3 protein-coding genes are annotated in these 3237 nt (G+C 69.5%); 2 read left to right on the top strand and 1 reads right to left on the bottom strand.

From position 1 onward, the window contains the following. Positions 1-316: 316 nt before the first annotated feature. Both glcC and G3N94_RS40455 read left to right on the top strand, forming a co-directional pair. Positions 317-1087 (top strand): transcriptional regulator GlcC, encoded by a 771-nt coding sequence (gene glcC / locus G3N94_RS40460; RefSeq protein ID WP_205799778.1) that lies wholly within the window; start codon positions 317-319, stop codon positions 1085-1087. Between the two features lie 197 nt (positions 1088-1284). After that, positions 1285-2784, top strand: a complete 1500-nt coding sequence (locus G3N94_RS40455; protein ID WP_205799777.1) for a nitronate monooxygenase — start codon at positions 1285-1287, stop codon at positions 2782-2784. Positions 2785-2842: 58 nt separating this feature from the next. Here G3N94_RS40455 and G3N94_RS40450 read toward each other — a convergent pair. Continuing rightward, positions 2843-3237 (bottom strand): LysR substrate-binding domain-containing protein (locus G3N94_RS40450; protein ID WP_241022347.1); only part of this gene is annotated, 395 nt, incomplete at its 5' end.

Genomic DNA, 3237 nt, shown 5'->3' with positions numbered 1-3237 from the left:
TTGTCGAGGCCCGGCGCCGCCGCGCGCAACGCGGCGACGAGCGCGGGCCGGTCGACCGACGGCAGTGCGCCGTCGATCCGTTCGTCGTAGATGAAACTCATAGGGGTCTCCGCCATGCTGGCGGCCGCGTGCTGCGCGGTCCGCCGGAAGGACGGATTCTTGGCGGGCCGGGCGGGCGTGTCCAGACCTCGTGCGCGTGGTCATACCAGTTTTTTCATGGTGGCTTTCAGCGAGTGTGCGGAGGTTCGTCAAAACTCAAAGGGAACAAGGGTTTGTGGCAGAATCACCAGCATCTCCGGAAAGTGGTCATACCAGTATGGAAACGCAGGATCGGGAGGGTCGCGCGCGGCACGTGGCCGATGTCGTCGCCGAGCGCATCGAGAAGCTGATCGTCGACGGCGTGCTGAAGGCGGGACAGGCGTTGCCGTCCGAACGGCGGCTGACCGAGAAGCTCGGCGTGTCGCGCACGGCGGTGCGCGAAGGGATGAAGCTGCTGCGTGCGCGCGGCATCATCGACACGACGCACGGCAAGGGTTCGTTCGTCGCGAGTCTGACCCCGCAGCGCGAGATCACGCCGATGATGCATCTGCTCGGCTCGCAGCCGCGCACGCTGTACGACCTGTTCGAGGTGCGCGGGATGCTCGAGGCCGAGGCCGCGCGGCTGGCGGCGCTGCGCGGCACGCCGGCCGATTTCATCCTGATCACGCGCCGTTACGACGAGATGGTCGCGGCCGACGCGCAGGATCTCGATCCGGCCGCGCGCGCGAAGCTCGATCACGCGTTCCATCTCGCAATCTGCGAGGCGTCGCACAACCCGGTGCTCGTCAACACGCTGCAGTCGCTGACCGACCTGCTGCTCAGCTCGGTGTTCGCGTCGGTGAACAACCTGTATCACCGCGAGCCGCTGAAGAAGCAGATCGACCGCCAGCACGCGCGGCTCTTCAACGCGGTGACCGGGCGCTTGCCCGAGCAGGCGCGCAAGGCGGCGAGCGAGCATATCCGCCAGTGCGTCGACTATCTGCGGGAAATCGAACAGGAGGAGCAGCGGCTCGTGCGCTCGACGCTCAGGCTCGAAGGGTGGGCGTGAGCGGCGGGTAGCGCCCGTGACGTGCATCAAACACGCTGCGTTCACGCCGGCCGCGTTCGTCCAGATATGTCACAATGTGATCTATTTCGCTTTCCGGCCCGTCACTCTGGCGCGCGTCGCATGCGCGCTCCGTCGATCGCGGCAATTCCGTTTGCCGCCCGCCTGACGTGCCGCCGATCCTGAAAGGAGGACGCCGCATGTCGAATCCGACGAGTGGCGACGGGCACGACGCCCGCGCCGTCCGAACCTTGCACCGCCCCGTCTGCGATCTGCTCGGCTGTACCTGGCCGATCGTGCTGGCGGGCATGGGCGGCGTCGCCCGTGCGGAACTCGTGAGCGCGGTGACCGCGGCCGGCGGGTTCGGCTTTCTTGGCATGGTGCGCGAGCCGGTCGAGCTGATCAGGCGCGAAGTGCGGCAGGTGCGCGCCGCGACCCGCCTTCCGTTCGGCGTCAACCTGATTCCCGCATCGACGCCGCCCGACCTGCTCGACGCGCAACTCGACACCTGCATCGAACTCGGCGTGCCCGTCGTCGCGCTGTTCTGGGATGTCGCGCCGGCCGTCGTGCGGCGGCTGCGCGACGCGGGCGTGCGGGTGGTCCACCAGGTCGGCTCGTTCGACGACGCGCGCGCGGCCGAGGCGGCCGGCGCGCACGCGCTGATCGTCCAGGGGCACGAAGCGGGCGGCCACGTGCGCGGCGACCGGCCGCTGTCCGCGCTGCTGCGCGACGTGATCGGCGCGACGCGTTTGCCGGTGCTCGCGGCCGGCGGGATCGTCGACGGCGCAGGCGTCGCGGCCGCGATGGCGCTCGGCGCGCAGGGCGCGGTGATGGGCACCGCGTTTCTCGCGACCCACGAATCGTTCGCGCATGCGTATCACAAGCAGCGCATCGTCGACGCCCGCGAAGGCGATACGCTGCTGACCGACATCTTCCATATCAACTGGCCGCGCGGCGCGAAGGTGCGGGTGCTGCCGTCGAGCGTGACGCGCGGCGAGCGCGGCGATCCGTTCGGCCCCGAGCGGGTCGTGATCGGCGACGAGGAAGGGCGCCCGATCTACCTGTTCAGCACCGATTCGCCGCTGCAATCGATGACCGGCGATTTCGAGGCGATGGCGCTGTACGCGGGCACCGGCGCCGGACGGATCGGCGAGGTTGCGAGTGCGGGCGAGGTCCTGCGCCGCATCGTTGCCGACGCGGCGGCGATCGTCGAGAAGCAGGCCGCTGCCGCCGCGCAAACCGGCGGAGCAGGCAAACCGGCAGCGGCGGACGAGCGCCGTGCCGCGCTGCTCGCCGTGCTCGACGAATTGCTGGAAGCGGAGCGTGCCGGCGCGCGCGTCGCGTCGGAGACGGTTGCCGAGATCGACGACCCCGAACTGCGGAAGCTGATGACGGACATCCGCCACGACGAAGCGCACTGGTGCGCGGTGCTCGTCGACGCGATCAGGTCGCTGAACGCGACACCGACGCGGGGCACTGGCGCGTTCTACGAAAAGGCGATGGCGATCGACGACCTGGCCGAGCGGATGGCGTTTCTGAATCGCGGCCAGCGCTGGGTCGTGCGCAAGCTGCAGGCGCTGCTGCCGACACTCGACCAGCCGGAGATCCATCACGCGCTGACGCTGATGCTCGTGTCGCATGAAAAGAACATCGGGCATGTCGACGCGCGGCTGCGTGCGGACGATCCGGGCGGCGAGTAGCGGGTAATGGGAGGGGGAGGACGATGACCGGCGACAGCCGGCGCGCGCAGCCGCTCCGTCAGATCGCCACGTCGTAGACGTCGCGCGCCGCCGTTCGAAGCGCATCGACCATCACCGACACGGCCGGCGAGTACAGCCGGTCCGTCCGCGTGATGAGCCCGAAGTCGTCCATCCGGCAATCCATCTCGAGCGGCAGCGTCGCGACGATGCCGTGCCCCGTGTAATAGCGCGCGACCTCTTCCGCGAGCACCGCGATCATGTCGCTTTGCTCCAGCACGCGCGTGATGAACAGCAGCGCGGCCGTTTCCACCACGTTCGCGGGCGGCGCGAGGCTCGCGCGCTGGAACATCAGCTCGAAGCGATGGCGCAGCACGCTGCCGGCCGGCGGCACGACCCACGCGGCGCGCTGCACGTCGGCGAGCGCGAGCGGCGCGCGCGCGAGCAGCGGATGCA

It is taken from the genome of Burkholderia sp. Ac-20353 (assembly GCF_017104785.1).
Classification (GTDB): domain Bacteria; phylum Pseudomonadota; class Gammaproteobacteria; order Burkholderiales; family Burkholderiaceae; genus Burkholderia.
This window is presented reverse-complemented; position numbering and strand designations above follow the sequence as displayed.